Annotated in this window: 24 protein-coding genes; 21 read left to right on the forward strand and 3 right to left on the reverse strand. The window is 36.5% G+C overall.

What is annotated here, in order from left to right; all coding sequences use genetic code 11:
- The first annotated feature begins 178 nt into the window (after positions 1-178).
- The 3 genes from MHI57_RS00725 to MHI57_RS00735 all read left to right on the forward strand — a co-directional run bounded on the left by MHI57_RS00725 (position 179) and on the right by MHI57_RS00735 (position 2390).
- Positions 179-967, forward strand: coding sequence for a patatin-like phospholipase family protein (locus tag MHI57_RS00725; RefSeq protein WP_322909206.1), 789 nt, complete (start codon positions 179-181; stop codon positions 965-967).
- The gene (locus MHI57_RS00730; protein WP_340974422.1) at positions 964-1983 is read left to right on the forward strand and encodes a SepM family pheromone-processing serine protease; all 1020 of its coding nucleotides are present in this window, start codon (positions 964-966) and stop codon (positions 1981-1983) included. The genes MHI57_RS00725 and MHI57_RS00730 overlap by 4 nt, the downstream gene beginning before the upstream one ends.
- 173 nt (positions 1984-2156) lie before the next feature.
- Positions 2157-2390, forward strand: a complete 234-nt coding sequence (locus tag MHI57_RS00735) for a hypothetical protein (RefSeq protein WP_095369633.1) — start codon at positions 2157-2159, stop codon at positions 2388-2390.
- Positions 2391-2479: 89 nt separating this feature from the next.
- Here MHI57_RS00735 and MHI57_RS00740 read toward each other — a convergent pair whose 3' ends face one another.
- A complete protein-coding gene (locus tag MHI57_RS00740) occupies positions 2480-3694 on the reverse strand; it encodes a nucleotidyltransferase (protein WP_307314596.1) in 1215 nt (404 codons plus the stop codon).
- Positions 3695-3924: 230 nt separating this feature from the next.
- Between MHI57_RS00740 and MHI57_RS00745 the strand changes: the two genes are divergently transcribed.
- The 4 genes from MHI57_RS00745 (at position 3925) to MHI57_RS00760 (ending at position 6545) form a co-directional block, all read left to right on the forward strand.
- Positions 3925-4446 carry a YceD family protein gene (locus MHI57_RS00745; RefSeq protein ID WP_095369632.1) on the forward strand — a complete coding sequence of 174 codons (522 nt, stop codon included), beginning with the start codon at positions 3925-3927 and terminating at the stop codon, positions 4444-4446.
- Between the two features lie 149 nt (positions 4447-4595).
- Complete coding sequence (rpmF, locus tag MHI57_RS00750; protein ID WP_095369631.1) at positions 4596-4769, forward strand: 50S ribosomal protein L32; 174 nt, start codon at positions 4596-4598, stop codon at positions 4767-4769.
- A 337-nt stretch (positions 4770-5106) separates the two neighbouring features.
- Entirely contained in the window at positions 5107-5868 is a 762-nt protein-coding gene (locus tag MHI57_RS00755; RefSeq protein ID WP_307314590.1) for an enoyl-CoA hydratase/isomerase family protein, read from the forward strand.
- A 92-nt stretch (positions 5869-5960) separates the two neighbouring features.
- Positions 5961-6545: an RsfA family transcriptional regulator gene (locus tag MHI57_RS00760; RefSeq protein WP_095369629.1), complete on the forward strand. Its 585-nt coding sequence runs from the start codon at positions 5961-5963 to the stop codon at positions 6543-6545.
- A gap of 112 nt (positions 6546-6657) precedes the next feature.
- Here MHI57_RS00760 and MHI57_RS00765 read toward each other — a convergent pair whose 3' ends face one another.
- Entirely contained in the window at positions 6658-7143 is a 486-nt protein-coding gene (locus MHI57_RS00765) for an N-acetyltransferase (RefSeq protein ID WP_095369628.1), read from the reverse strand.
- Between the two features lie 264 nt (positions 7144-7407).
- On the opposite strand from MHI57_RS00765, the gene MHI57_RS00770 reads away from it, so the two are divergent.
- From MHI57_RS00770 to MHI57_RS00780, 3 genes are read left to right on the forward strand one after another with little or no spacing between them, the layout of a single operon-like run.
- On the forward strand, positions 7408-8754 hold the full coding sequence (locus MHI57_RS00770; RefSeq protein ID WP_340974433.1) for an acetyl-CoA carboxylase biotin carboxylase subunit: 1347 nt from the start codon (positions 7408-7410) through the stop codon (positions 8752-8754).
- 23 nt (positions 8755-8777) lie between these two features.
- The gene (locus tag MHI57_RS00775) at positions 8778-8990 is read left to right on the forward strand and encodes a biotin/lipoyl-binding carrier protein (protein ID WP_095369626.1); all 213 of its coding nucleotides are present in this window, start codon (positions 8778-8780) and stop codon (positions 8988-8990) included.
- 13 nt (positions 8991-9003) lie between these two features.
- Complete coding sequence (locus MHI57_RS00780) at positions 9004-10545, forward strand: acyl-CoA carboxylase subunit beta (protein WP_307314581.1); 1542 nt, start codon at positions 9004-9006, stop codon at positions 10543-10545.
- Positions 10546-10632: 87 nt separating this feature from the next.
- On the opposite strand, the gene MHI57_RS00785 is transcribed toward MHI57_RS00780, so the two are convergent.
- The gene (locus tag MHI57_RS00785; protein WP_340974441.1) at positions 10633-11079 is read right to left on the reverse strand and encodes a PH domain-containing protein; all 447 of its coding nucleotides are present in this window, start codon (positions 11077-11079) and stop codon (positions 10633-10635) included.
- A 305-nt stretch (positions 11080-11384) separates the two neighbouring features.
- Here MHI57_RS00785 and MHI57_RS00790 point away from each other — a divergent pair, with 305 nt between their 5' ends.
- The 11 genes from MHI57_RS00790 (at position 11385) to murD (ending at position 25185) form a co-directional block, all read left to right on the forward strand.
- A complete protein-coding gene (locus MHI57_RS00790; protein WP_340974443.1) occupies positions 11385-12281 on the forward strand; it encodes a 2-dehydropantoate 2-reductase in 897 nt (298 codons plus the stop codon).
- Positions 12278-12667, forward strand: coding sequence for a DUF3397 domain-containing protein (locus tag MHI57_RS00795; protein WP_095369623.1), 390 nt, complete (start codon positions 12278-12280; stop codon positions 12665-12667). The genes MHI57_RS00790 and MHI57_RS00795 overlap by 4 nt, the downstream gene beginning before the upstream one ends.
- A gap of 165 nt (positions 12668-12832) precedes the next feature.
- On the forward strand, positions 12833-14467 hold the full coding sequence (gene bshC, locus MHI57_RS00800; protein ID WP_340974446.1) for a bacillithiol biosynthesis cysteine-adding enzyme BshC: 1635 nt from the start codon (positions 12833-12835) through the stop codon (positions 14465-14467).
- A gap of 394 nt (positions 14468-14861) precedes the next feature.
- Positions 14862-15293, forward strand: coding sequence for a division/cell wall cluster transcriptional repressor MraZ (gene mraZ, locus MHI57_RS00805; protein WP_095373480.1), 432 nt, complete (start codon positions 14862-14864; stop codon positions 15291-15293).
- Between the two features lie 72 nt (positions 15294-15365).
- Positions 15366-16298 carry a 16S rRNA (cytosine(1402)-N(4))-methyltransferase RsmH gene (rsmH, locus tag MHI57_RS00810; protein ID WP_095369621.1) on the forward strand — a complete coding sequence of 311 codons (933 nt, stop codon included), beginning with the start codon at positions 15366-15368 and terminating at the stop codon, positions 16296-16298.
- A 30-nt stretch (positions 16299-16328) separates the two neighbouring features.
- Complete coding sequence (ftsL, locus tag MHI57_RS00815) at positions 16329-16691, forward strand: cell division protein FtsL (protein ID WP_095369620.1); 363 nt, start codon at positions 16329-16331, stop codon at positions 16689-16691.
- Positions 16691-18928, forward strand: coding sequence for a penicillin-binding protein (locus tag MHI57_RS00820; protein WP_095369619.1), 2238 nt, complete (start codon positions 16691-16693; stop codon positions 18926-18928). The genes ftsL and MHI57_RS00820 overlap by 1 nt, the downstream gene beginning before the upstream one ends.
- 86 nt (positions 18929-19014) lie before the next feature.
- On the forward strand, positions 19015-20961 hold the full coding sequence (locus MHI57_RS00825) for a stage V sporulation protein D (protein WP_095369618.1): 1947 nt from the start codon (positions 19015-19017) through the stop codon (positions 20959-20961).
- A gap of 305 nt (positions 20962-21266) precedes the next feature.
- Positions 21267-22745, forward strand: a complete 1479-nt coding sequence (locus tag MHI57_RS00830; protein WP_307314562.1) for a UDP-N-acetylmuramoyl-L-alanyl-D-glutamate--2,6-diaminopimelate ligase — start codon at positions 21267-21269, stop codon at positions 22743-22745.
- Between the two features lie 113 nt (positions 22746-22858).
- The gene (gene mraY / locus MHI57_RS00835) at positions 22859-23833 is read left to right on the forward strand and encodes a phospho-N-acetylmuramoyl-pentapeptide-transferase (RefSeq protein WP_095369616.1); all 975 of its coding nucleotides are present in this window, start codon (positions 22859-22861) and stop codon (positions 23831-23833) included.
- Positions 23833-25185, forward strand: a complete 1353-nt coding sequence (gene murD, locus MHI57_RS00840) for a UDP-N-acetylmuramoyl-L-alanine--D-glutamate ligase (RefSeq protein WP_340974450.1) — start codon at positions 23833-23835, stop codon at positions 25183-25185. Before mraY ends, murD begins: the two co-directional genes overlap by 1 nt.
- Positions 25186-25292: the final 107 nt, after the last annotated feature.

Genomic DNA, 25292 nt, shown 5'->3' on the forward strand with positions numbered 1-25292 from the left:
TTTTAAAAAGATTCGAACTTTACAAAAAAAGTATGGAAATATCTGAAAATGAAATCATTCGTCTGTTAACTAAAGCAACTATTTATACATAAGATAATAAATAGTATTTGGTTGTTTGATATCAATACATTAAAGAAGAAAGACAATCATTTTATGAAAGGGATTGGAGGGAAAGATTTTGGTTCGACCAAAAATAGGTCTTGCTCTCGGATCTGGTGGTGCGCGTGGGTTTGCACATCTTGGTGTAATAAAAGCGCTTGTGGATGAAGATATACCAATTGACATGATTGCAGGGAGCAGTATGGGGGCAATGGTAGGCTGCTTTTACGCTACAGGAATAGATATTGAAACATTATATAAATTTTCCACTGTTTTTAAAAGAAAGTATTATTTAGATTTTACGGTCCCTAGAATGGGATTTGTCGCTGGTAATCGAGTGAAGGAATTCATCCGTGTATTCACACAAGACAAGAAAATAGAAGATTTAAAAATTCCTGTTTCTGTAGTCGCAACTGACATCCAGAAGGGAGAAAAGGTTATTTTTCAAGACGGGCCAATAGCAGAAGCTGTTAGAGCAAGTATATCTATTCCTGGTATTTTTGTACCTGAAAAGGTTGAAGGACGGCTACTAGTTGATGGAGGGGTTATTGACCGTGTGCCTGTTTCAGTTGTAAAAGATATGGGCGCAGATATTATTATTGCTGTTGATGTCTCAAGAGTAAATGTTCAGACAGAGATACACTCCATTTATGATGTTATTATGCAGAGCCTAGATATTTTACAAATGGAGAATGTGATTAACCGTGAAATAGCATCCAATGTGATGATTCGACCAAGTGTAGAGATGTATAGTTCAAAAGCTTTTACAAATATAAATGAAATAATTAAGATAGGAGAAGAGGAAGCGCTCAAATATATCGACACAATAAAAGAAATTATCAAAAATTGGAAGGAGCCAAATGAATGAAAAGAAAAATTTGGGCTCGCTCCTTCTTCGTCTTAGCATTACTCGTCCTTGTTACTTCTTTTATACAACTTCCTTATTATGTCTCAAAGCCAGGTATGGCGAAAGAATTAGAACCAATCATTGAAGTTGAGAATGGTGACAGCGCTACAGGTAGTTTCATGCTTACGACTATAAGAATGGGCAAAGCTAATATTTATACCTATTTATGGGCAAAATGGCAAAAATATCAACATATTTATCCTATCGAGGATATCCGAAGAGATGATGAAACAGATAGAGAATATCAGTTAAGGCAATTATACTTAATGGATAACTCCAAGCAGTCAGCCATAGAAGTGGCATATCAACATGCTGGATTAGATGTGAATTACAATTATCAAGGCGTGTATGTACTTAATATTATGGAAGGTATGCCAGCAGAAGGGAAACTTGAAGCATCAGATAGGGTAACAAAAGTAGATGGAAAATCTTTTCAATCTTCGGAGCAATTCATTGATATGGTTTCATCAAAATCGGAAGGTGATAGCATATCCCTTACGTTTGAAAGAAATGGGGAACAAAGAGAAACCGATATCGAACTAGAGAAAATTGCTGCGACTGGGAAGGCTGGTGTGGGCATTACTTTAGTGGATGATAAAGAGATATCAGTAGATCCAGAAGTGGCGATTGATACAAGTGAAATTGGAGGTCCATCAGCTGGCTTTATGTTTTCATTAGAAATTTATAATCAGTTAGTTGAGGGAGATTTAACAAAGGATTATGAAATCGCTGGAACTGGCACAATCTCACCAGATGGCACAGTAGGGCGCATCGGTGGAATAGATCAAAAAATTGTGGCTGCAGATAATGCCGGCGCAGACATTTTCTTTGCACCGAATGAGAATAATAGTAATAAGTCAAACTACAAAGAAGCTGTTAAAACAGCTAAAGATATTGGTACTGATATGAAAATCATCCCAATTGACACTTTTGCTGATGCCGTGAAGTACTTAGAAGGGCTAGAAAATAAATCATAGATCCAAGGACCTGTCGTGTGGGGCATGTAATGTATAAACGGAGAGATTCTGCTCAATCATCAGAATTTCTCCGTTTTTTTTATGAGATTTATTTCTGCTTAGTTATAAGTAACACCAAATTATACAATCTATGTAAATTTATTCGAATTCTATTGCCTAGGTGTACAAGTAGTGTGAAGAATGAAGAGGAGAAGGACCTAGCTCGGTCAACTAGAAATAGCCAATCAAAGGAATTTATATGTACATCTGGAGTGGAAAACTTCAAGATAGATAAGCAAAACGGTCTTGCGCGTCCATCCAGAATTAAAATGATAAAGATAGCAGAACAAAAGGGAAAAGTGCGTCTATCCGTAGTGAAAAAAGCCAAGATAGCAGTCACAATCGAATTTCGCGTCCATCCAGATTAAAAAAATGAGAGATAGACGAGCAAAAGCAGTTTTATTCGACCATCTCTCAAACATTGTTTTTCGCAGTAAACATTCGGCACGTATCTATATCATTTGTCATAAATGATTGGTGGTTGGCTAAAGTCAAGTTTTAAAAGCTCCTGCTGTTGTGGAGAATTAGCTGCAAGCGCATATATTCTAGTTGCTTTAAGATCTAGTGCTAATGACTCTCGATTTTTGTCTGAGACCTTAGAAATGAGAGGAAGCTTAAACTCGCCTTTATATTTATTTAAGTAAACCCTTCCTTTTTTGGACATACCAAGGAGGCGAAGGTATGGTGCTTGTTTTAAATGTGACATAGATTGTTTACCTGCATTGATAAGTATATATAAACAAATTCTCTGGATGCGTGTCCAAGTATATCGTTTTGTTTTCACTGCTTCCATAAATGTTTGAAAAGAAGTTGAAGTCTTGCTCGCTTCGATTAAACGGAATTCGATTCCTTCTTCAACCTCATAAATTTCTCTAAGTTGAGCAGGTGACGAACTGAGCAAGCGGTATTGTAGCATAGGCCAATACAGTTCCCAATGATGCAGAACTCCAAACTTTTTATAATACGAATGCAAGGCTTCATATGAGGTTCTCGGCATATATTTAAAAGTTTCTTCTATATTTGCTTCTTGAGAAAATATCTTTTTTCTTATGCTAGTTGCACTTGCTATGGTTGATGAGTTAAAGTCTTCATCATGGTACTCGGCATTCTTTCTTGCGATGGTTGTTGGCTCCATTTTCGCATTTTGTTGCTTTATAGCTTTTATGTATTGGAAGCCAAGAATATTATTTGGTTTAGTTAGGTCCACTATTTCTTCATCGATGGTCAATTGTTGGAAAGCAAGAGATGCAGATTTAGGATAACTATAGCCTTCTTTACTATAATTTCTAATCAGTTGGTTATACTCCTTTTCATGTTGATGTAACTGACGATAAGTTGATAAAAAGGGCTGTATACTACCTTGCTCACTACCAAATGATAAATATTGACACAGAGTGGCATCGAGTATTGAAATGGCTCCATTTGCAAATATATCTGCTTGAGATGTCGCAAATGAAAAAGGAAGTTCAAAAACAAGGTCACAACCACCAGCCAATGCCATTTCAGCCCGTGCCCATTTTGATACGATTGCCGGCTCTCCTCTTTGCAGGAAATTACCACTCATCACACAAATCACCACGTCTGCACCTGTTTCTTTTTTTGCTTGCTCTACTTGATAGGCATGCCCATTATGAAAAGGATTATATTCAACGACAATACCAACAGCTTTCATCTGTTAACCACTCCTTCTTAAATCTTAATTATAAATGAAGAAATAAAATTTCACTAATGCTTACATAAATCGACGATAAAGGTTTGCAAATTGAACAAAATTGGTTACAATACTAAGAGAAAATGAGATAAATGAATCTCTTTTCAATAACCTTCTGACTGTAAAGAAAAAATATTGACAAATAATTATATGAAAGCTATAATTACCTTTGTTGCCTTGGGGTGATTTATATGAAATGGACTTTAAGTCAGTTACAGAAATATCGAAGCAAGGACTTCTCTTTTGATGAAATCGTCAATGTTGATGAAGTAATCAAAATGGATGCTGAAATCAGAGATGCATCACCAATGAGAATTACTGGTCGAGCAGATATTGATTCTGAGAAAGTGATTGTCCATTTTAAAATGGAAGGTCATTTGATTCTCCCTTGTTCTCGCACATTAGTTGACGTTAAATATCCAATTAGTGTGGAAACAATTGAAACATTCCTCTTGAAAGCTAGTGATTATGAAACTGAAGAGGAAGTTCATCAAGTGCAAGGTGATGTAATAGACATGATGCCTATTATACATGAACTGCTTGTGCTTGAGGTCCCTATGCAAGTATTCTGCGATGATAGCGGTGAAGAGGGCGCTCCTCAATCAGGAAAAGATTGGGAGGTCATTTCCGAGCAAGAGAAAACGGAAAAGATTGATCCACGTCTTGCTGGACTTGCTCAGCTACTTAATCAAAAGGATTCTTCTGATTCATAACTGGAAGAAAACAGTGAAAGCTGGTCTTAATAATTTTTTCTTCATAGTGTATGTTCAAAATATAGAGAGGTCTTTTCTACTCTATTTTATTAATAGAAGTTAATCCTCAAGTTTGAACGACTCTAAATCTCTATAAGGAGGTGGGAATAATGGCTGTACCTTTTAGAAGAACATCTAAAACTGCAAAAAGACAACGTCGTACCCATTTTAAATTACAGGTTCCTGGTATGGTAGAATGCCCAAATTGTGGTGAAATGAAACTTTCACACCGCGTTTGTAAAGCTTGTGGAACTTACAAAGGAAAAGAAGTTGTAAACAACTAATTTTTCATATGACAAAACGCTGGAGCAATAAAAGCTTCAGCGTTTTTTCTATTGTCAATTTAGCTGGCAAAAGTAGATAGGTTATGCAGTGGAGTATTCTTGAGCACCCGTAATCACCTATTACGCATCTACAACTTGAGAACTAGAGCGAGAAAGAACTGCATTTCGAAGTGGAATCTTATTAGGCTGAATCAGTAGGAATAATGGATTTAAACCCGTCAAACATAAAAATGATAATGAAAAACCAAGGTATAAGCCCAATGGACCTAAATGCTTTGCAAAACGGATTCCTAATTATTTTAGTTAAATTATACTTTTTAAAGGAGATTTGATGATAATGAGCAGTTATTCAATACATAAAGAAGAAAATTTGCTTGTATTCACGATTACTAGAGAACATAAGAGAAATGCCATTAATTATGAGGTAATGGATGGCCTACTTAAAGTAATTAAAATGACTAAACAAGAAGCAAATATAAAAGGGTTGGTCATCACTGGAGAAGGAGAGAGTGCTTTTTGCTCTGGTGGTGACTTATCCGCTTTTCAAAATTTGATCACTGCAGAAGATGCCTATAACATGCTATCTAAAATGTCAAAGATTTTATATAAGCTCACTACACTCAACAAGCCGACAATTGCCCTTATTAATGGAACTGCAGTAGGTGGTGGTTGTGAACTAGCTACAGCATGTGATTTCCGCATCGCTAAAAAAGGAACGAAAATGGGCTTTATTCAAGGTACTTTAGCCATTACTACAGGTTGGGGCGGAGGTAGCCTATTGTTAGAGAAGTTGGAGAACGAAGTTGCTTTAAAGTTACTGATGGAAGCTAGGCCACTCCCGGCAGAAGACTTGTATAATAAAGGTTTTATTCATGCTATTTATGATCAAGTGAGTATGGAAGTAGTGCAACAATTCTTTGCCAACATTAATAGAATTCATACAAATGTTTTATCTGCCTATAAAGAGATCCTTGTTCGTAAGTGGAAGGTCACACAATTAGAAAAAAGAATGGAAGAAGAAGTTCGCACTTGCTCGACCCTTTGGAGTATGGAAAGTCATCATCAAGCGGTAAATAAATTTTTAACAAAAAATAAGTAAATAAAGAAAACGAGTGAATATCCCATGTTTAAGTCTATCTTTTCTAGTATAAGCATAAGATGAAATAAAAACACTACTAGGAGGGGTTAGGGATGTCTTCTACTCGTCAAGATGCGTGGTCACAAGATGAAGATGTTTTGCTAGCTGAAGTCGTTCTTCGCCAGATAAGAGGGGGAGGAACACAACTTCAAGCATTTGAAGAAGTGGGTAAAAAGCTATCAAGAACAGGTGCTGCGTGTGGGTTTCGTTGGAACTCTTATGTAAGAAAGCAATATAAGAAAGCGATAGATGTAGCAAAGAAACAACGGAAAGAATTAAAGAACCGTAAAAAGGACCCAGAACTAACATCATTGGTTGTTGAAGAGGTGGCAAAAGATAAACATGTTTCAACAAGCCACCCGCAATTAAGCTTTAATGAAATTGTAGAGAGCCTTAAATCTGTATTTGAACAAGCGGAAAACGCCAATTCTGCTGAAAAAAACTCATTATCTCAGTATGAGGGGAAAATTATTTCTTTAGAAAAACAAACATTTTATTTAGCTGCTGAAAATGAAAGGTTATTAAAAGAAATACAAACATTGGAGCAGGATTATAAGGCGCTTGTAGAAATAATGGAGAAGGCAAGAAAAATGGTTGTACTAAAAACGGACGATCGCGAAAAGAATGTTCGTGTTTAGTTTCTATCCTACAATTTATTGATACTATTTATACTTAAATTTCCTTATCCATTTTTATTTTAAATTATAAACATAAAAGAGCACTCCATCCTAATGGAGTGCCTATTTATGTTTATTCGTCTTCTTTTAAAGATTCCTTTACCATACCTTCGGGAAACCATAGAACAGGATTTTCCCCTAAATCCCTATCCATATCATATTGGGCTGAAGTGAAGCCCATCTTTTCCCAGAATTCCTTTGACTTAATTCTTGTGTTTGTCTTAATAGGTAGGTTAAAGCTCTTGGCGAAGTTAACAAGTGCTGTTCCATAACCTTTTGATTGATAATCCTTCAATACTTCAAGCTTCCAAAGTTCTAAATAATCATGAGAAGGTTGGAAGTAACGGTCGAATTTAGCTTCTACTTTATAAAGACTCATGCGGGCAACAAGTAGGTCCCCAAAGTAAATGCCATAAAAAGGCGATTGGCTTCCGTTTTCTATTATATTGCCTTCGAGATCCTCGAGCATTGATAATTCTTGAAGACCATATTCTTTAAACTTTTTAAAATCTTCTAAGGTTCTGTAATTTACTTTTAGTCTTTCAACTTTATAGCTCATGATTCATCCCCCTAAAACACCTATGTAATTTATTGAATGCGCTTACTCTATATCATTATATAACAATATTAAGAAAATTTCTTTAGTAAACTGTCATTCTTTTATCATTCAAGACATAAAAATGTATTGTTCAAAAATAAACGTAAGCGTTTTCAATAAAAAAGAAGGAAAAAGAGCGAACCTTGTAGAAATAGGGAATATTGCGATAAATTAATTTTATTTGCATTTGGTTAATGTAACAACGAACGAAGGGAGAATAAATGATTGCAGAAAATTTTAATTGCCAATAGAGGAGAAATTGCCTTAAGAATTATTAAAACTTGTAAAGCACTGGGGATCGAAACGGTAGCAATATACTCAGAGGCAGATGAAGGGATGCCTTTTGTTATTGAGGCAGATCAAGCATTTTTAATTGGACCACCACCGGTCAATCAATCTTATTTAAATGTTGAGAAAATCATTCAAATAGCTTTAGCAGAGAAAGTTGATGCCATTCATCCAGGCTATGGTTTCTTATCGGAAAATGCAGAATTTGCTAGAAGAATTCATGCAGCAGGTATTATCTTTATCGGTCCAAACCCTGACACAATTGAAAAAATGGGAGATAAGATTATATCTAGGCAAACGATGGAAAAAGCGGGTGTACCTATTGTGCCCGGTAGCAATAGTGGTGTTGTAACAGTTGAAGCTGCTCTGGCTTTAGCTGAAACATATGGTTACCCTATTATGCTTAAGGCAAGTGGGGGCGGTGGTGGAATCGGTATGGTGCGCTGTGAAACTGAGCAAGCGCTCAAAAATGCCTTCTCCTCGACAAAATCAAGAGCGAAAGCATATTTTGGCAGTGATGAAGTATTTGTAGAAAAGTGTATAGAGGGTAGTCGTCATATTGAGGTACAAATATTTGGTGATGATAAGGGACAAATTGTTAGCTTATTTGAAAGAGATTGTTCTATTCAAAGAAGGCATCAGAAAGTCATTGAGGAATCGCCTAGCCCTTCTCTTTCAATGAAAACGAGGGATAAGATGCTTGAGACTGCTATTAAAGCAGGAGAGGCCGTAGGTTATAAAAATGCTGGTACCGTTGAATTTATCGTCGATGCGGATGAGAATTTCTACTTCCTTGAAATGAATACACGTCTCCAAGTCGAGCATCCTGTCACAGAACAAATCACCGGGATTGACCTTGTAGAATGGCAAATTGATATTGCTAAAGGAAATGAACTTCCCCTTAAGCAAAGTGAAATCAAATCAGTTGGACATGCGATGGAGTTCCGCCTGTATGCGGAAGACCCCGTTACATTTATGCCTTCACCTGGTACGATTAGTAAACTAAAATGGGGAAACCTTGATGGTATCCGTATTGATTATGGCTATGTTGAAGGTTCTAAAGTAACTCCGTTTTACGATCCAATGATAGCGAAATGTATTATAAATGGCGAGAATCGAGAGGAAACATTACAAAAGGCAGCACAATTTTTTAATGATCTAGAAATTTCTGGTATTAAAACGAATGCTCCGTTGTTTGTAGAAATTTTAGCTGATCAAGATTTTAGTAAAGGTAGATATACAACTGATTTTTTGAAAAATAAATCTTTAATAAAAAAACAGTAATACCATCCAAGGAGGAAAAGAAAATGAAAGAAATCGTAGCAAATATGGCAGGTACAGTTCTTAATGTGTTAGTTGCAAATGGTGATGAAATTACTGCAGGGCAGGAAGTGCTTGTCTTAGAAAGTATGAAAATGGAAATTCCTGTTGAGAGCAATGAAGGCGGTAAAGTAGCTGAATTAAAAGTTAATATCGGTGATTTTGTAAATGAAGGCGATTCTTTATTAGTTTTAGAATAAGGAGAGATAAATCATGACAACGATACAAACATTAACAGACGATTTAAAAGAGAGACGAAAGAAAATTGAAGCAGGTGGTGCACCTAAATACCACGAAAAGCTTGAAGGCCAAAATAAATTATTTGCACGAAAGCGTTTGGAACTATTATTGGATGATGGTTTTTACGAAGAAGATGGTAAGTTTGCTAACTGTAGTGAAGAAGGATTGCCAGCTGATGGAGTCATCACGGGAGTAGGAAAGATTAATGGGCGCACAGTTTGTGTGATGGCGAATGATTCTACTATTAAAGCAGGTTCATGGGGAGCTAGAACAGTTGAAAAGATTATTCGAATTCAAGAAACAGCTGAAAAACTTAAAGCTCCATTGCTATATTTAGTAGATTCAGCCGGTGCAAGAATAACTGATCAATTAGATATGTTTCCAAACCGTAGAGGTGCTGGGAGAATTTTTCATAATCAAGTAAAACTTTCAGGTGTTGTACCACAAGTTTGTTTACTATTTGGACCATCTGCAGCAGGCGGCGCGTATATTCCCGCATTTTGTGATATTGTCATTATGGTAGACGGGAATGCTTCTATGTATTTAGGATCACCAAGAATGGCGGAAAAAGTGATTGGGGAAAAGGTTTCCTTAGAAGAAATGGGCGGAGCAAGAATGCATTGTTCTGTTAGTGGTTGTGGCGATTACTTAGCATACAGTGAAGAAGAAGCGATTACGGTTGCACAAAACTATTTATCTTATTTTCCGGGGAATTTTCAAGAGTTACCTCCAACTAAAGAACCTGTAGCGCCTAAAGCTGGTAAGTCTTTAGAAGAGATCATTCCTGTGAATCAAAATGCCCCATTTGATATGTATGAATGTATTGAACAACTAGTTGATGAGAATAGTTTTTTTGAAATGAAGAAATTATTCGCTGCTGAACTTATTACTGGAATAGCGAGAATAGATGGAAAGCCAGTCGGGATTATAGCGAATCAGCCAAAGGTTAAGGGTGGCGTTCTTTTTGTTGACTCGGCTGATAAAGCAGCAAAGTTTATCTCACTATGTGATGCTTATCATATTCCATTGTTATTTCTAGCGGATGTTCCAGGGTTTATGATTGGCACAAAAGTAGAAAGAGCAGGTATTATTAGACATGGTGCGAAGTTAATTGCTGCAATGAGTTCCGCGACAGTACCGAAGATTTCAGTTATTGTCAGGAAAGCTTACGGTGCGGGATTGTATGCGATGGCGGGACCTGCTTTTGAACCGGATTGCTGTATTGCCTTACCAACTGCTCAAATAGCCGTTATGGGACCTGAGGCTGCAGTTAATGCTGTTTATTCTAATAAGATTAATGAAATTGAAGATATGAAAGAGCGCATTGCGTATGTACAAGAAAAACAAAAAGAATATAAGGAAACAATTGATATTTATAAATTGGCATCGGAACTCATTATAGATGATATTATCGCTCCAGGCGAGCTTAGAAGTGCCCTTATTAACCGCTTTGAGTTATACGCAACAAAAGATATACCAATCGTTTCTAGAAAACACCCAGTAAATCCAGTTTAAAGACCCTACCCTGACCTTTCTTAGGAGAGTAATCAGGGTTTTTTCTTTTATAGATATTTATTGATTGAATTTCTGGAAATGTACAATCTACCAATTGATCTTATCGGTGCTAATGTTTAAGTTTTGCTTTCTCAGTTGATTGATAAACTCAGTTTTGTTTTTAGGTGAAATGGCAATTGTTTTGAACTTCCCATAATTAATTTCAAGTTTATCAATAGACAAAGCAGGATCTGTAAACGGGTTTTTCGTTTCCGTAACGATGTGTATTTCAGCTAACTTGATTGTCCACCTAAAAGGGCCATATTGAATAGTAAGAACATCGCTTTTAATTGTATACCCTGTCTTAAACCAAATCCACAGCAGACATAATCCAATGAGCGATAAAGTAGAGATTTTTATCCATTGTTTATCTAGGAACGATGGGCTTATCCAAACACCGAAGTTTGGAAAGAAGATGGGTGGAATAATAAAAAACAATGCACATAACCAATAGATTATTGACAACCATAAATCTTTCTTTGATGGAAAATACATATCATCATTTCCTTTCGTTATTATGCATACGCTTTTCTTGTTTAATCGGTTTCGTAAATGTTGAAAAATTCACAAGTATGTTCGTATTACCTCATATCATTATTTATTTTAAAAGTGAAACGAATGTACTCTTTTAGATCTATATTGTTTATTTGCATGTAGAATTTTTAGTAATAATTATGTTATACCTAGTCAAACAAAAAAGAAAAATAGATGAAACTTTCAAGAAAAAAAGAATCGTCTCACCTTTCAATAGCGAAATTTGCTAAAATGAGACTAAATACATTGTGAGTGAAGTGATAATGATGAAAATTGGGATTATTGGCGGAGGTTCTATCGGACTATTATATGCCTTCTATTTAAATAAACAACATGAGGTTACTCTTTATGTGCGTTCAGATGAGCAAAAGGACATTATCTCCTTAGAAGGTATCTTTTTAAATACGAAAGAAAATCGGAGGAATGAACGTATTCATGTTGAATATATACATAATTGGAAAGGGCAAGATGAGATTACCTTTGTTGCTGTAAAAGAATATCACCTTGACACACTCCTTGCCACTCTTAGCATACATACAAAAACGTTATTTATCTTCCTGCAAAATGGTATGGGTCATTTAGAAAAGCTCGAACGGTTAAAAAATCAACAAGTCTATATTGGTACAGTTGAACATGGTGCACTAAAGGTAAATAAAAATGAAGTGAATCATACGGGGTTAGGAGTAACAAAGCTTGCTCCTTTAACGGAAGATGCTGAACCCATCCAACTTTCAAATGTAATGGCTAATAGCGAAGATTTTCCATTCATGCTTTATCAGAACTATGAGGACATCATGCTGAAAAAATTAGTTTCAAATGCTGTGATTAACCCTTTAACAGCCATTTTAAAGATTCGAAATGGTTTACTAATTGAAGACCCATCTTATTTTAAAGTATTTAAAATCTTATTTACAGAAGTAACAGCTGCGCTTTCAATTAAAGATAGTCAAGAGATTGAAGCATATGTTGTATCAATTTGTAGGAAGACTGCTCATAATCAATCATCTATGTTTAAAGATATTGTTGAAGGCAGGAAAACAGAAGTTGATGCAATTGTTGGTTACTGTCTTACCCAAGCAAATAAAAATCAAGAAAGTGTACCATTATTAACATCTTGTTATTTTATGATCAAGGGGATGGAGAAAAAGGGGGAGAAAGATTGAGTGTATTTTTATCCTCGATGATTGCGACATTTATTACTATACCATTTCTAGGGTATTTACTCGTTTTTATCATTTGTAAACAAGTGACGAAAAAGCATAAGAAATCTGTACATCTAGCTCTTGATTTTAGCACATTGCTGCTCATTCTCTCTGTCCATTTTATGATTGCTTCAATTTGGAATCGCTCATACATTTGGTTGATTTTTCTTTTCCTTATTAGTACTGCTATACTTTATCTATTGTATTATTGGCGGGTTAAGCAAGAAATAGATTACGGTAAATTGTTCAAAGGATATTGGCGCATTAATTTTTTGTTTTTTCTCACTGCTTACTGTGTTTTAATAGCAATTGGTATTTTTAACAGAATTAGTCATTTGATGTTTTAAAAAAGACTCTTTAGTTGGCTAAGGAAATATATTATCATTATGAATGATGAAATCAAAAGAAGTTAAAATCTAGCCCATCATAAGCAAAGTTTTTTTCTTTTCTTTTCTGACAATGCTATACTCATAAAGATACTTGGAAAATGTGTTTAGAAAGGAAGTTCATAGATGGAGATTTTGCATCTCACAATACCGGCCACTAATCGGTTTGCAACAGAGTATACTGCTCAAGATGAGAAAATTCAGCCATACTTCCACTACCGTTATAATCATATTAGTGATTTAAAGAGACGTATAGAAGAACTTGGTCAGAGAAATTTTTCACGAGATAAGCTAGTAAGTCATATAAGTGATTTCATGAATGGCTTTCCAACATCTGAGAAGGTACAAGAATCTCTTAAAAAGCTAAATGATGATAAAAGTGTAGTTGTTATTGGAGGGCAGCAGGCAGGTATAATGACTGGACCTCTTTATTCCATACATAAAGTCATTTCTATCATTGCCTTTGCTAAGGAAAAAGAGCGGGAATTAAATATTCCTGTTGTACCTGTTTTTTGGATTGCTGGTGAGGATCATGATTATCAAGAGGTAAACCATATTTATCGTTATGAAAACAACCAAATGAAAAAGCTGGTTTATCCAGAATCACCGAATGATAAAAAGATGGTATCAAATATCGCTATTGATTCAGATGTTTGTATCAAGTGGGTTGACGACATCATTGAGTCATTTGGTGAAACCGCATTTACAAAAGATATTATGTCATTCATTCATAAGGCTATAGAACAATCGAAAACATATGTAGACATATTTGCTCATTTAATTATGGGGATGTTTAAAGAACATGGTCTTTTATTGGTTGATTCAGGTAATGCGCAATTAAGACAATTGGAAAAGGGCATATTAGCTGAGCAAATCAAAGCTGCGACAAAAATGACAACAGCTGTGCTTGAAAATCAACAGAGATTACAAGCTGATGGTTATGCAAAAATGCTAGAAATTAGTAAAAATGCTGCTAATCTCTTCTATTATGATGAAGTTTTTAAAGAGAGAATCCTACTTGATTACAATCATCAAACCCAATGTTTTGTGAATACAGATGCTAAAATAAGCTTCACATTAGAAGAAATGTTAACGATGGCTGAAACAACACCCGAGAAACTGAGTAATAATGTTGTTACAAGACCTTTAACACAGGAATTACTTTTCCCCACATTAGCGTTTATTGCTGGACCAGGGGAAATCGCGTACTGGGCTGAACTGCAAAAAGTGTTTGAGCAGTTCTCTTTAAAAATGCCGCCACTTGTTCCGCGCTTGAATTTTACGATTTTAGAGAGAGCAATTGAATCGGAAATGACAGAGCTTGGATTACAATTAGAAGACGTATTAATGTATGGTACTGAAGAACGAAAGAATCAATTTCTTCAATCAGTCCAAAGTAAAGAACGAGATGAAATCTTAAGCGAATTACAAGCGAAAATTGAAGAATCTTACAAACAGTTGTTAGCTTATACTTCAGAGAAAGAAAAGGGTATGTACCCACTCGTAGAAAAAAATCAAGCACTTGTACAAAAGCAAATTGCATTTATACAAACTAAATTTAAACAATCGACTGAGCAAAAATATACAAATATACTCTCGAAATTTGATCGTATCCAATCTTCCGTAAAACCAGACGGTATCCCACAAGAAAGGGTTTGGAATGGACTTTATTTTATCAATAAGTATGGTTTATCATTCTTCTCCCGGATTCTCGATCATGAACTACCTTTTGATGGTACGCATAAAGTGATGAAGGTATAAAGCAAAAGACTTAAATACTTCTCAATATTAGAGGAGGATTTAAGTCTTTTTTTGTGCACAAAGTAAAATAATAGGCACATAAAAGGTGGGAGAGGTTTAGGCTAGCCAAACGACAAGGGAAGATTTTGTAGTTGTCCGTAAGAATATGTCTTTGTCGATTTTTAAAATGTGTGACTAACGAATCTTCTTCTTTTGACAATTCTCTTTCAGCTTAATTCAAAATGAAATGGATAAGGTAAAAAAAGCAAATATTTTTGTAAAAAGATAGCGAAAGAAAAATATTTGAAAAATAAAAAAACAGCAGGAATTTATTGGACGTGAGCGAATCATTTAAAATAGTGGAGGAAAGTGGGGGAATGTGGTACATTTGTGTTAGAAAGTGGGTGAAGCGGGTATGTTTATGGGAGAATACCATCATAATGTTGATACAAAGGGCCGCTTAATCGTACCTGCTAAATTTCGTGAGAACTTAGGAGAGACATTTGTATTAACACGAGGTTTGGATCAATGTTTATTTGGTTATCCCTTAACAGAATGGAAAGAGCTTGAAGAGAAACTTAAAGCTTTACCCATGACAAAAAAGGACGCCCGCGCTTTTACCCGATTTTTCTTCTCGGGTGCAACAGAATGTGAAATTGACAAACAAGGACGAGTAAATATCGCTTCCCCACTAATGCAATATGCAAAATTAGATAAAGAATGTGTCGTATTAGGTGTTTCCAACCGAATTGAGATTTGGAGTAGAAGCCTTTGGGAAGAATATTTTGCAGAGTCAGAAGAATCTTTTGCTGAAATTGCAGAAAATATGATTGGCTTTGATATTTAAACAAGGCCTAACCCGAATGAATACATAAGGGGACTTTTACACACAATTACAGGTTGGGAAGGATGAGCAACAATGTTTAATCATACAACAGTACTTTTAAAAGAGACCGTAGATGGACTAAATGTGAAAGAAAATGGGATATACGTGGATTGTACTTTAGGTGGAGCTGGGCATAGTGAATATTTATTATCACAGCTCTCAAGTGAAGGAAGATTATTCTCTTTTGACCAAGATGAAACGGCAATTGAGAATGCGAAGGAGAAACTTGCTAAGTACAGTGGGCAAGTGACACTGGTAAAAAGTAATTTTAGTCATTTAAAGGAAGAATTGAATGCAAGAGGGATTTCTGAAGTGGATGGTATTTTGTATGACCTAGGTGTTTCATCTCCTCAATTGGATACACCGGAAAGAGGTTTTAGTTATCATCATGACGCTCCGCTCGATATGAGAATGGATAAGCAAGCGGAGGTTTCAGCCTATGATGTTGTCAACCATTGGTCATATAACGAACTTGTGAAAATCTTTTTTAAATATGGTGAAGAAAAATTTTCTAAACAAATTGCAAGAAAAATTGAGTTAGCAAGAGAAAAAGCGCCGATAAAAACAACAGGTGAATTAGTAGATTTGATCAAGGAAGGCATACCTGCCCCAGCTAGAAGAAAAGGGGGTCATCCAGCTAAGCGGATTTTCCAAGCGATACGCATTGCTGTTAATGATGAATTAGGGGTATTCGAGCAGTCATTAGAGCAAGCGATGGGCTTGCTAAAAAGTGGTGGGAGAGTGAGTGTTATTACATTCCACTCGTTAGAGGATCGTATTTGTAAAGCGGCTTTTAAAGAGGCCAGCTCAACCCCAGATCTACCACCGGGACTGCCGGTTATTCCTGATGAATATCAACCTAAGATGAAATTAGTGAACAGAAAACCTATTATTCCATCTGAAGAGGAGTTATCCCATAATAATCGATCTCGTTCAGCTAAACTCAGGATTATAGAAAAAATATAAAATAAAAGATACACACTCAGGAGGGGAAATATGGAGAATGTAGCTCGTAAACTACAGCAAGAACAACATGTATCTAATCAGCCGGCTCAAGCGCCAAAAAAGAAAATAAAAGATCGTAAATCATTGCTCTCGCCTGGAGAAAAAATAATGGGTATCGTATTTGCGGGTGCAGTTTTCTTTGGCGCCACAACAATTATTTCAAATCAAGCAGGTTTATATGAAGTAAATGCGGAAATTCAAGACACGCAAAAAGCAATCACTGAACAACAGAGTGTGAATAGTGATTTAAAAATGCAAATCGAGGAATTAAGTCGTCCAGACCGTGTAAAACAAGCAGCTGAAAAATCTGGCTTTGAAATGAATGAATCTCCTAAGGTTGTTGGTGGTGAGTAATGTATAAGAAGCAAAGAAATATGAATGTTGGAGCAGCGATATTGTTTATGATATTCAGTCTGCTCTTTTTTGTCTTGCTTTTCCGGTTTATCTCTATTCAAGTGTCTGGTGAAGCGGGTGGTAAAGTCATTGCTGCACAAGCTGAACAGTTGTACCAAGGTTCAACAACCATTGAATCTAAACGTGGGACAATTTACGATCGTAATGGCAATGTCATTGCTGAGGATAGTACAGCTTACACTTTAGTTGCCGTCTTATCAGAAAAAATGACCAAAAATAAAGATAATCCGAAACATGTGGTTGAACCAGATGAGACGGCAAAGCAATTAGCTGAAGTCATTGATATGGAAGAGTCTGAAATCTACGAAAGATTAACAATCAATGAGAGGCGAGGCAAGGATGAACAGTTATTCCAAGTGGAATTCGGCCGTGCAGGTCAAAAATTAACAGTTAGTCAAAAGAAGAAAATAGAAGAGTTAGAGTTGCCAGGTATTGTTTTTCAACCGCAAACCATCCGTTTTTACCCTAATGGAACTTTTGCCTCGCATCTTATCGGGTATGTTGATTCCGTAGAAGGTGAAGATGGAAAACTCGAAGACAAAGGAATTATGGGCTTAGAGAAGAGCTTGAATGATTTAATGTTAGGGGAAGATGGCAAGTTTTCTTATGAAAAAGATATTTGGGGATACTTATTACCAAATGGTGAAGAAGTCGTAGAAAAAGCAGAAGACGGAAATGATGTATATTTAACAATCGATAATAAAATTCAAATCTTTTTAGAAGAAGCAATGAGCAAAGTAAGTGAAAAGTATGACCCAGAAAAGATGGTCGCCGTTGTCGCTGACCCGAAAACAGGCGAAATTCTTGCGATGAGCCAACGACCTACATTTAATCCAGAAACACGGGAAGGCATTGACCAAACATGGCGTAATCTCGCTATTGAGGATTCGTTTGAACCAGGTTCAACAATGAAAGCTTTTACGTTAGCAGCGGCAATTGAGGAAGGGGTATTTACACCTAATGCAACCTTCGAATCTGGTACGTATAAGGTTACGGAAAAATCTCCACCAGTAAGAGACCATAATAATGGACAAGGATGGGGTTCAATTACGTATTTAGAAGGCATTCAACGTTCTTCTAATGTAGCGATAGCGAAAATGGTAAAAGATCAACTAGGCTATGAAACATATCGAGAATACTTGACGAAATTTGGTTTTGAAGAACCAACCGGAATTGATTTACCTAATGAAGCTGGAGGGAAAATCGTTTACGAATGGCCATTTGAAAAAGTAACAACGGCTTATGGTCAAGGAACCGCTATTACACCCATTCAACAAATACAAGCGGCGACTGCTATTGCTAGTAATGGGTCTATGAAGCAGCCTCATGTAATAAGTGAAATAATTAACCCAAACAATGATAAAGTGGTAAAAGAAGCAAAAGAAGAGATTAAGGGTCAACCGATTTCTGAGAATACAGCCAAGGAAGTTAGAAAGGTATTGGAAACGGTTGTCTCTTCTGAGAATGGGACAGGCCATAACCATTATCAAATTGATGGCTACAAAGTAGCTGGTAAAACAGGAACAGCACAAATACCCAAAGAGGGTGGTGGCTATATTACAGGGCGAGAAAATTATGTGTTCTCCTTTTTAGGAATGGCACCTGCTGAAGACCCTGAATTACTAGTATATGTGGCTGTTCAGCAACCGGAGCTTGAAAATACAGAAACAGGCAGCGATCCTGTTTCAGAAATTTTTAAACCGGTTATGAAGAATAGCTTAAGTTATTTAAGTATTGAACCTACTGACTACGATAAACTTCAAGTGAGTAAAGGATTGAATTTTGAAGGAAAATCTGTTGAAGAAGCGAAGAAGTCATTGGAGAAAAATGGTATGCAGCCAATTATTATCGGTGAGGGTAAAAAGGTTGTAGAACAATCACCAGGCGCTACAGAAAGTGTGTTAGAAGGTGAAAAGGTTATTCTTAAAACGGATGGGAAGCTTACTGTTCCAGACTTAACTGGTTGGTCGATGAGAGATGTGATGAAGTTCGTTAAGCTATCTAATCTTAAGCTTAACAGTGTGGGCAACGGTTTTGCTGTCAAGCAAAATCTAGCTCCAGGAAGCGCTATAAAAGAGAATGAATACTTAATCGTAGATTTTCAACAAAGTGGAAAGAAAACCTCTACTAATGAGGGAGAAGAACTGAAAGATGATAAAAGTGCGAGCGAACAGTAGAAGTTAAAGACGAGCTTCTGTTCTAAAAATAATGTACAAGCATAAAATGGAACGAGCCAGATAAAAAAGGAGGGTTCGTTCCATTTATGCGTGTATCTAATGTAACCGTTCGAAAAAGATTAATTGCTGCATTATTTATTGGGTTATTTGTTTTTTTAATTATTGATGTTCGCTTGGGCTATGTCCAATTTTTTATAGGAAATGTTCTCACAGATGGAGCCAAAGAATTATGGAGTAGGAATATCCCTTTTGAGCCAGAAAGAGGGGAAATTGTTGATCGGAACGGAGTCGCTTTAGCAACCAATGTAAGTGCTCCAACGGTTTACGTCGTCCCGAGACAAATTACCGAGCCTGACGATGCTGCTGAAAAGTTAGCCGCTACGCTTAATTTATCTAAAGAAAAAGTATTTGAAGAAATTACAGAGAAACAATCGAGTGTAAGAATTACTGGTGGCAGAAAAATCACCCATGAAAAAGCAAAAGAAGTAAGGTCATTAAATATAGATGGTGTATATATCGGTGAGGATTCTAAAAGGCATTATCCGTTTGGTGATTATCTATCCCATGTGCTCGGTTTTGCTGGCGTTGATAATCAAGGGTTGATGGGTCTAGAATTATACTACGATAAAGAACTAAGTGGAGAAAAAGGATCGGTTAAGTTTTATGCAAATGCAAAAGGACAGAGAATGAATGATATGGCTGATGATTATCAAGCACCCGTTGACGGTGATACATTAAAGTTAACTGTTGATACAAAAGTACAAACAATTATTGAAAGAGAACTTGACAATGCAGAGGCTAAGTATAATCCAGATGGATTAATAGCGATTGCGATGGATCCGAATACAGGAGAAATTCTCGGAATGTCTAGTAGACCGACATTTGATCCTGCAAATTTTCGTAATGTATCTGCAGATGTGTATAATCGTAATTTACCTATTTGGAGCTCCTACGAACCAGGATCAACTTTTAAAATTATTACATTGGCAGCCGCATTGGAAGAGGGGAAAGTTGATCTAGATCATGATCATTTTCACGATCCAGGTTATGTAGAAGTAGGCGGAGCCAAGCTTCGCTGTTGGAAAAAAGGTGGACATGGTTCACAAACCTATTTAGAAGTGGTACAAAATTCTTGTAACCCAGGTTTTGTTAATCTTGGTGAACGGTTAGGAAAAGACACTTTATTTAAATATATTCATGATTTTGGTTTTGGAGAAAAAACGGGGATTGACTTACAAGGGGAATCTACAGGAATACTATTTAACTTAGATAAAGTAGGACCAGTAGAGCAAGCGACAACGGCATTTGGTCAAGGGGTATCAGTCACACCCATTCAGCAAGTTGCCGCCATTTCTGCAGCTATAAACGGTGGAACATTGTATACACCATATATTGCTAAAGAAATCGTGGATTCTAAAACAGGCGATGTCCTAAAACAAGTCACACCTGAAGCGAAACGAAAGGTAATATCAAAAGAGACATCAACTGAGATTCGCAGAGCATTAGAAACCGTAGTTGCTCAAGGGTCAGGTAAGAATGCATTTGTTGAAGGGTATAGAGTAGGAGGTAAGACAGGAACAGCCCAGAAGGCTCAAGGTGGTAAATATCTAGAAAACAACCATATTGTTTCCTTTATTGGCTTTGCACCAGCTGACGACCCTGAGATTGTCGTTTATACAGCTGTTGATAATCCGAAAGGCACGGTCCAATTTGGTGGTGTTGTAGCTGCTCCGATTGTTGGTAACATTATTGGTGATAGCTTACGAGCTATGGGAGTTGAACCTAGGAAAGATCAAGTAGAAAAAGAGTATGCTTGGCCAGATACACCGCTTTTAGAAGTACCTGATTTAGTAGGTATAACAAAATTGGAGTTAGGTGAGATGATGATTAACCTTCAAATTGAAGCTAGTGGACAAGGAGATACAGTTGTAAAACAATCGCCTCTTCCTGGTACAAAAATCAAAGAAGGTTCCACCATACGCCTCTATTTCAACGATGAACAGCATGATGACACTGAGGAAGGCGGCGATTAAAAGCCGCCTTTTTCTAAGTTTATGATTATAATCAATCAGCATATGTAACAAAGGAGCTAGAGGTTGAGTCCAATAATTAGTAGGGTTTAAATAGCGTATAATGGATGATAAGAAGGCTTTTGGCGGATCAAGTGCTATTATTTTTTTAGAAAAAACCGTTTAAACGAGGCAATTATAAGAAACTCATAGAAAATTATCGCTGAATCATGTAAAATATTATACGCCTATCATCTTTAACGCATAGGTTAGACAAAATGATCGTAAAAATGTTTTATGAGAAGTTTGTATGAGAGGAATGGAGTTTTATGAAATTACATACGTTGCTACAAAAGTTGCAACCTTATCTTCAATATAATGATGTAGACAATATTGAAATTCAATCAATTGAAAATGATAACCGTAAAGTAGAAGAAGGTAGCTTATTTGTTTGTATAAAAGGCTACACAGTTGATGGTCATGACTTTGCTGCTTCAGCTGTCGAAAAAGGAGCAGTAGCCGTTATTTCTGAGAAAGAGCTCTCCTTAAAGGTACCCGTGATTGTTGTGAAGAGTACAAGAAGAGCACTATCTTTACTCTCAGATGCCTTTTACGGGCAGCCAAGTCAACAGTTACACTTAATAGGTGTGACAGGTACAAATGGGAAAACAACGACAACACATATCATTGATAAAATTTTATCAGATGCTGGTCAAAAAACGGGTCTGATGGGCACAATGTATACTAAAATTGGTCAGCAAAAATATGAAATTAAAAACACTACGCCTGAGAGTCTTACTTTACAGAGAACATTTAAACAAATGAAAGATACTGGCGTCACATCAGCAGTGATGGAAGTGTCATCTCATTCATTAGATGAAGGTAGAGTACATGGTTGTGATTTTGATGTAGCTGTATTTACAAATTTAACGCAAGACCACCTAGATTACCACCATACTATGGATGAATATCGTCGTGCTAAAGGCCTTCTGTTCGCACAACTGGGGAATGCCTATCATTATGATCGACCGAAATATGCTGTTTTGAACGTAGATGATCCAGCGTCATATGATTATGAAAAATCAACTTCCGCATATATACTAACGTATGGAATTGATCGAGATGCGGACTTTCGGGCAAGAAATATAGAAATGAATGCTTCTGGCACCACATTTGAATTAGACAGTCCAATCGGAACCTATTCTCTTCATATTCAGTTAATAGGAAAATTTAGTGTATATAATGTATTGGCAAGTATTGCTGCAGCTTTTGCTTCTAATATTTCTATGGAGCAAATTATCCAGTCTGTTGAAAGTGTAGCTGGCGTTGCAGGGAGATTCGAAACGGTAGATGCTCATCAAGATTTCACCGTTATTGTAGATTACTCTCATACGCCAGATAGTTTAGAGAATGCATTAAAAACAGTGCAACAATTAGCAAAGAAAAGAATCTTTACAGTTGTCGGTTGTGGAGGAGATAGAGATCGTACGAAAAGGCCTTTAATGGCTCAAATTACTTGTAAACATAGTACTGATGCTATATTTACATCTGATAATCCCCGTACCGAGGACCCTGAAAGTATTTTGAAAGATATGGAAGCTGGTGTGAAGAACGAATCTTATGTTTCAATTATTGATCGAAAAGAGGCTATACAATATGCAGTGAATCAGGCAGAACCTGGGGATTGTATACTAATAGCAGGTAAAGGTCATGAAACATATCAAATAATTGGTCATGAGCATTTTGATTTTGATGATCGATTAGTAGCGAAGGAAGCCATTGAAAAAAAGAAAACAAGTAGCAAGTGACTAAAAAAATAACATGATCATGAATGATTGAAAGGTTTAGAATATATGATAAAACGATTAAGAAAAAAACAAGTAAAACAATTCTCAATACCCGTTAAAGGTTGTGAACAATAATGATGGAGCAAGTGATATTATTTACAATAATCCTAGGTTTCTTAATTACCGTACTCATTTCTCCGTTGTTCATACCTTTTTTAAGGAGACTTAAATTCGGTCAAAGCATAAGAGAAGAAGGACCAAAATCCCACCAGAAGAAAACAGGAACGCCTACAATGGGTGGCTTAATGATTCTATTTTCAATTACATTAAGTACGCTCATTATGACTGCTAAATTCCAAGGACCGACAAGTACCACTTATTTGCTGCTTCTCGTTACTTTAGGTTTTGGTTTATTAGGATTCTTAGATGATTTTATTAAAGTAGTGATGAAAAGAAACTTAGGTTTAACCTCATTGCAAAAACTAATCGGACAGATTATTATTTCAATAATATTCTTCTTCGTATTAAAGCAAACCGGTTTTAGTACAGAAGTAGCGATTCCTTTAACCGATTTTTCCATTGATTTAGGATGGGGCTATGCCTTATTTATTATTTTTTGGCTCGTTGGGTTTTCAAATGCTGTGAACTTAACAGACGGGTTAGATGGATTGGTAAGTGGGACAGCAGCAATCGCATTTGGTGCATTTGCCGTCCTAGCTTGGAGTCAATCATTATTTGAAGTATCAGTGTTTTCAGTAGCAGTTGTTGGTGCACTTCTTGGATTTCTTGTATTCAATGCACATCCAGCCAAAGTTTTTATGGGTGATACAGGATCACTTGCATTGGGTGGAGCAATTGCAGCGATTGCCATCATGACAAAGTTTGAACTAATCTTACTAATCATAGGCTTCGTATTTGTTATTGAAACATTATCAGTGATTATTCAAGTAGCTTCTTTCAAGACAACAGGTAAACGTGTATTTAAAATGAGCCCATTACATCATCACTACGAGCTTGTAGGGTGGTCAGAGTGGCGCGTTGTTGTGACATTTTGGACAGTAGGTCTTCTTTGTGCCATTCTCGGAATCTATGTAGAGGTGTGGATGTAATGAAAACAGTGAATCATTATCATCATAAAAAAATACTCGTGTTAGGACTTGCTAAAAGTGGTGTCGGTGCGGCATCTCTACTACATAAGTTAGGTGCTTTTGTAACGGTAAATGACTATAAACCTCTAGATGAAAATCCGGAGGCCCAAAGCTTATTACAGCAAGGTATTACCGTAATTTGTGGAAGCCACCCAGTCGACTTGCTTGATGAAGGGTTTGAATATGTGGTAAAAAACCCTGGCATTCCATATAGCAACCCTATTGTCCAAGGGGCGATTGATAGAGGGTTACCGGTTATTACGGAAGTAGAACTGGCTTATCAAATATCCCAAGCTCCATTTGTTGCTATTACTGGTACAAATGGGAAAACAACAACGACAACGCTCATTAATGAAATTTTTCAGGCTGCTAATAAGTCTTCGCTTATTGCTGGTAACATCGGAAAGGTATCTTCTATCGTTGCGGAAAACGCGAAGAAGGAAGATACAATTATTATTGAGTTGTCTTCTTTTCAATTAATGGGAATTGAAGCATTTCGCCCGAAAATTGCTATTTTAACCAATCTTTATGAAGCACATATTGATTATCATGGCACAATGAAAGAATATATCAGTGCAAAAGCGAATATCACAAAAAACCAAACGGAGGAAGATTACTTCATTGTAAATGCTGATCAAGAAGCAGTGATGGAAGTAGCTGCCCATTCAAAAGCAACAATTATCCCGTTTTCTACCACTGGAGAATTGGAAAAAGGTGGATATATCAAAGACGGCATCATTTACTTTAATGAGGAAGCAATTATATCTATTACCGATATTGTTCTCCCGGGGGCACATAACTTAGAAAACATTCTATCAAGTATCATTGCTGCGAAATTGTCCGGTATTAATAATGAAGCCATCTATCAAGTTTTAACGACTTTTCAAGGAGTAGCGCACCGTCTACAATTCGTTGGCGAAAAGAATAAAAGGCGTTTTTATAATGATTCAAAGGCAACAAATATTTTAGCGACAACGAAAGCTTTAGCTGCCTTTGATCAGCCGATTGTTCTTCTAGCTGGCGGTCTTGATCGTGGTAATGCCTTTGATGAGCTTATACCAGCACTTACAAATGTAAAAGCCGTCGTAACTTTCGGTGAGACGGCTGAAAAAATTGACGCTGCTGCTGCTCGTGCAGGGATAAAAAGCATCGTACATGCCAATAATGTGGAAGATGCTGTGCCACTGGCTTTTGACCTTTCAAAAGAAGGAGATATTATCTTACTTTCGCCCGCGTGTGCAAGTTGGGATCAATATAAAACTTTTGAAGTAAGAGGAGACATTTTTATAGAAGCGGTGCATAAGCTTAAGTAAAGGGCTTGTCTGCCGGTTCAAATGATCCTATTCCTTTAGCTAAGCTTGATTTTGTTCGGTAGAGGAAACTGCAAACAGCCCTAAAACTTGCATTTAGAGGTGTGTTG

It is taken from the genome of Cytobacillus sp. FSL K6-0129, assembly GCF_038007625.1.
In the GTDB taxonomy this organism is placed as follows: domain Bacteria; phylum Bacillota; class Bacilli; order Bacillales; family Cytobacillaceae; genus Cytobacillus; species Cytobacillus kochii.